This window comes from Saccharomonospora iraqiensis subsp. iraqiensis (assembly GCF_000430445.1).
In the GTDB taxonomy this organism is placed as follows: domain Bacteria; phylum Actinomycetota; class Actinomycetes; order Mycobacteriales; family Pseudonocardiaceae; genus Saccharomonospora; species Saccharomonospora iraqiensis.
The window spans coordinates 97,113-101,689 of the sequence record NZ_KE387135.1; the positions used below are offsets into that span (position 1 = coordinate 97,113).

General features: G+C 72.7%; 5 protein-coding genes. 3 read left to right on the plus strand and 2 right to left on the minus strand.

Annotated features, from left to right (window positions below):
* Window positions 1-428, plus strand: a 428-nt coding sequence (locus tag ACTIR_RS24605) for a THUMP-like domain-containing protein (RefSeq protein WP_034241218.1), incomplete at its 5' end; no start/stop codon positions are given.
* Window positions 429-781: 353 nt separating this feature from the next.
* On the plus strand, window positions 782-1,018 hold the full coding sequence (locus tag ACTIR_RS0120435; RefSeq protein WP_026455661.1) for a DUF2277 domain-containing protein: 237 nt from the start codon (window positions 782-784) through the stop codon (window positions 1,016-1,018).
* Here the strand turns inward: ACTIR_RS0120435 and ACTIR_RS0120440 are convergent.
* The gene (locus ACTIR_RS0120440) at window positions 999-1,811 is read right to left on the minus strand and encodes a universal stress protein (protein ID WP_026455662.1); all 813 of its coding nucleotides are present in this window, start codon (window positions 1,809-1,811) and stop codon (window positions 999-1,001) included. The genes ACTIR_RS0120435 and ACTIR_RS0120440 overlap by 20 nt on opposite strands.
* 89 nt (window positions 1,812-1,900) lie before the next feature.
* On the opposite strand from ACTIR_RS0120440, the gene ACTIR_RS0120445 reads away from it, so the two are divergent.
* Window positions 1,901-3,376, plus strand: coding sequence for a potassium/proton antiporter (locus ACTIR_RS0120445; RefSeq protein WP_026455663.1), 1,476 nt, complete (start codon window positions 1,901-1,903; stop codon window positions 3,374-3,376).
* A 195-nt stretch (window positions 3,377-3,571) separates the two neighbouring features.
* Here the strand turns inward: ACTIR_RS0120445 and ACTIR_RS24610 are convergent.
* Window positions 3,572-4,577, minus strand: a 1,006-nt coding sequence (locus ACTIR_RS24610; protein ID WP_065388616.1) for a C40 family peptidase, incomplete at its 5' end; no start/stop codon positions are given.

Below are 4,577 nucleotides of genomic sequence, written 5' to 3' on the forward strand. Positions count from 1 at the left end.
GCACCGGCTGGAGCATCACCGACGCCGAACCGGACGACGTGGCCGTCGGCCCGCCCGGGCGGTGGCTGGTTGATCCGGACGGGGCGGTGGTGCGCGCCGGCCTGGTGCGGCACTACGCGGCCCGGCACGGCCTGTGGCAGCTCGACGAGCACATCGCCTACCTGACCGGGGACGCCCCACCTCCCGGTGTGCGGGCGTTCCGGGTGCTCGACCACGGCCACTACAGCGAGAAGACGCTGCGGGCCACCCTGCGCGCCCACGAGGTCGGCAGGCTGGAGATCCTCGTCCGCGGGCTGGACGTCGACCCGGACGCGCTCCGCCGCAGGCTCAAGCCCCGCGGCCCGAACGAGGCCACCGTGGTCCTCACCCGCCTCGGCCGCACCCCCACCGCCCTCCTCTGCAAAGCCGAACGCACCCCCACCCCCTGACCGCGAGTCGCCACCCCGTGCCCGCGAGTCGCCACTCCGTGCCCCGCGAGTTGCCGCTATGTGCCCGCGAGTTGCCGCTCCAGGACACCGAGTCGACGCCGCGATTCCAGTGAGTCAACGTCCCAAACCACGGGGTAGCCCTCGGGCCGGGATGCCGGCCTGTCGGTCGGCTCCCGGCACATGGACCCGGGGCGACCGACACACGGTCCGGGGGCGCCGACTCGTGGCCATGAAACGTCAACTCGCGGTTCTGGAGTGGCGACTCGCGGTTCTGGAGTGGCGACTCGCGGTTCTGGAGTGGCGACTCGCGGTGTTGGGGTGTGGGCTCGCGGGGGTGGGCGGAGAATGCCGGTATGTGCCGAAACATCAGGACGCTGCGACCGCCGTACGCCGAGGCCGTCAGTGACACCGACATCCGGGCGGCGGCGTTGCAGTACGTCCGGAAGGTCTCCGGCTTCCGGCAGCCCGCGGCGCACAACGTGGCGGCGTTCGACCGGGCCGTGGACGCCGTCGAGGCGGCGACGGCCGAGCTGCTGTCCTCGCTGGAGGTGCGGGGGCACCCGGGCGGGGTCAGTCCGACGTCGGACTGACCAGCACCGGGCACGGGCTCCGGGTCAACAGCTCGGCCGTGACGCCGCCCAGCAGCAGCCGGGTGAAGCCGGTGCGCCCGTGGCTGGCGGTGAGGGCGAGCGCGTCGGGGCGTTCGCCGAGCAGTTCCGCGATCGCCTCGGCGGGGTTGTCCCCGGTGAGCAGGGTCGCCGTGGTCGGCACGGTGCTCCCGCTCAGCTCGTCGGCGACCCCGGTCAGGCGGGTGTGCAGGCGTTCCCGCTCCACGTCGGACCGGGTGGGATCGGCGACGTGCACGAGTTCGAGCTCCAGCCCGAAGTCCCGGCCCCACGCCCGCGCGGCGGTCAGCGCGGACTCCGACCGCGTGGAACCGTCGAGGCACACCACCAGCCGCCGGTACCGTTCCGGCGCGTCCTCGGCGCGGTGACCCGGACCGACCAGCAGGACGGGCTCCTCCGCGGCCCGCAGCACGTGCGCCGAGACGCTGCCCAGCACGAGGCGGGCGAGTTCGTCACGGTGCAGCGCGGACATGCACAGCAGCGTCCCCCGTTGCTCCCCGGCCATCCCGGCGATCACGTCCCCGGGCCAGCCCGCGCCCACGACGCTGACGTCGATGTCGTCGTGCGGCAGGCCGTCGGCCAGCTCGTCGAGGTCCTGCGCCCAGTTGCCGCGCACCGGGTCGTAGACGGTGACCAGCTCCATCGGGCACCCGCTCGCCCGGGCGATCCGCACGGCCGGGTCCAGGACCTGCCGGGACCAGTCGGAGGCGTCCAGCGGCACCAGCACCCGCGTCACCGACACGGTGGTGTCAACCATGTCCACTTCGCCTCACCCGGATCAGCGAGGTCGACGCTGCACGAAAGGTAAACTCCGGGTACGGTCCCGCCTCCGAACCCCGGGGAGTTATGAGCCTCCAACTACCTGCCGACTGGTGGATCCTGCTCGTGGCGACACTGTTGGTGGGGGGTGTGCTCGCGGCCGGGTTCGCGAACCGGCTCCGGTTGCCCGGCCTGCTGCTGTTTCTCGTACTCGGCATGGTCATCGGCGACGAAGGGCTCCAGTTGGTCACGCTGGACGACCCCCGCGTCGCCCAGATCGGGGGAACCATAGCGCTGTTGCTCATCCTCTACGAGGGTGGGCTGACCACCAAACCCCGGGACGTCCGGCAGGCCGCCGTGCCCGGCATGATGCTGGCCACGGTGGCCGTGGTCCTCACCGCGGCCGCGCTCGGGGCGGCGGTGTACCTGCTGCTCGACCTCGACCTGATGACGGCGCTGCTCATCGGTGCGGTCGTGGCCTCCACCGACGCGGCGGCGGTGTTCGCGATGCTGCGTCGCGCCCCGCTCCCGCGCAGGCTCTCCTCGTTGCTCGAGGTCGAGTCCGGCGCCAACGACCCGATCGCGATCATGCTGACGATCGGGTTGTTGGAGACCTGGCGCGGGGATCCCGGCGTGTGGGACTGGGCGGGGTTCGCCGCGCTCCAGCTGGTCGGTGGGTTGGCCGTCGGCGCCGGGGTCGGACTCGTCGGGAGTCGGCTGCTGATGCGGGTCAACCTCGGGCCCGCCGGGGTCTACCCGGTGCTCGCCCTCGGTGTGGCGGGCATGTCCTACGGCCTCGCGGCGGCCGTCGGGGCGTCGGGGTTCCTCGCCGTCTACGTCACCGGCCTCGTGGTGGGCGCGCAGGTGCCGCTGCACCGCAGGGGTATCCGCACGTTCCACCAGGGGTTGTCGAGCACCGCCGAGGTCGGCCTGTTCCTCATGCTGGGCGTGCTGGTGTTCCCGTCCGAGCTGCCCGGGGTCGTCGCGCCCGGGCTCGTCGTGACCGTCCTGCTGGTGCTGGTAGCACGGCCGATCGCGGTCCTGCTGTGCCTGGGCTGGCAGGGCTACACCTGGCGGGAACTGGTCTTCGTGTGCTGGGTCGGGCTCCGCGGCGCGGTGCCGATCGTGCTGGCCACGTTCCCGTTCCTCGCCGGATACCCGGACGGCGCGTTCATCTTCAACATGGTCTTCTTCGTCGTGCTCGTCTCCGCGGCGGTGCAGGGGGTCAGCATCCGCACGGTCGCCGGCTGGCTCGGCCTGCGCGACCCGTCCGCGAGCTCGGCGACGGTCGCCGAGGACGTGCCGATCGGCGACATCAACACCGAGATGATCGAGGTGCGGGTCACCGACGACCTGCATCTCGCCGGACGGCAGCTCCGCGAGGTCACACCACCCCAGGGGCTGATCACGACGATCATCCGGGGCGGGCGGGTGCTCATCCCGACCCCGCGGACCCGGTTCCGCAGCGACGACCTGGTGATCGTGGCGATGCCCCGGCAGCAGAACGCCGCGAAGCTGGTGACCGCCTGGGCACGGGGGGAACTGGAGCCCGAACCTGTGTGAGCCGCGCGCACCGGCGCCGGGTTCTGTGGGTCAGCACACGTATCCGTTGCGTGATACTTGCACAGTGCGCAAGTATTCGGCACCGTCCGGGGTGGTCCGCGTCCGTCGTGGCCCCGCGGGCGGGGTCCGACCCGGCCGGACTGTGCGCGCACTGGGGGTGCACACAGGCCGGGCCGGGTTGGCCCACCTCGTCGGTCAGGCCGTCGGTCTGCCCGCCCCCGCGTAGTTGTCCCCCGGGCGCCGGTAGTTGTGCACCTGGACGGCCTGGCCGAACGTCGGGGCGTCGATCATCTGCTGATTGCCGATGTAGAGCCCGACATGGTGGATCTTGGTCTCCGGTTCGCCGTAGAAGACCAGGTCCCCGAGCCGGGGCTGTTCCCCGGCGGGGACGGGGGTGATGCTGTGGTACTGGGTGTGCGCGGTGCGCAGCAGGTCGATCCCGGCCTCGCCGTAGGCGGCCGTGGTCAGTCCCGAACAGTCGAAACCCTGATCGCCCCGCTCCCGGCCGTTGCCGCCCCACACGTACGGCAGGCCGATCCTGTCGATGGCGAAGAAGACGGCGTCCAGCACCGCCGGGTCGGGCTCGTCGCCGTCCTGACCGACCGTGCCGTACACGTTCGCGGTGGCCAGCGTCCGGTGCAGGAACAGCGGCTCGTCGTGCAGCGCGGACACCCCGGCCAGCCACCCGTCGCCGTCGGAGAGGTCCCGCCCGTCGGCGCACAGCGCACGGCCCGCGGTCAGGGCCGCGTCGTCGAGGTCCTGGATGTCGGGGGTGTCGTGCGTGGCGCTCGCCTGCCATTCCCGCCACACCCGGGGGGCGAGTTGCAGCGGCCCCGCCGCGCCCGGCTGCGAGACCACCGTCCCCTCGAAGTCGTGCACCTCGATCGTGCCGATCGGGTCGGAGACCGTGCCGTCGTCGGTGATCGCGCGGTCCCCCGTGCGGCCGTGGTCGCTGGCCGTCCGCCCCACCCCGGCCAGCGTCACCCAGGAGAGGTTGCACTGCGGCTGTTCGTCGCTGAGGGTCACGGTCGCCGCGGCGTAGGCGTGCATCGCGCGACGCGGGATGTCCAGCCATCCGGCGACCTCGTCCACCCACTCCTCGAACCGGGGCCCCGACGCCGGCGGCGTGTCCGGGGCCCCCGGCGGCGTGGTGGGGGCCTCCGTGGCGGGGCCGGACGTCGCTCCCGGCGCGTCCGACGGT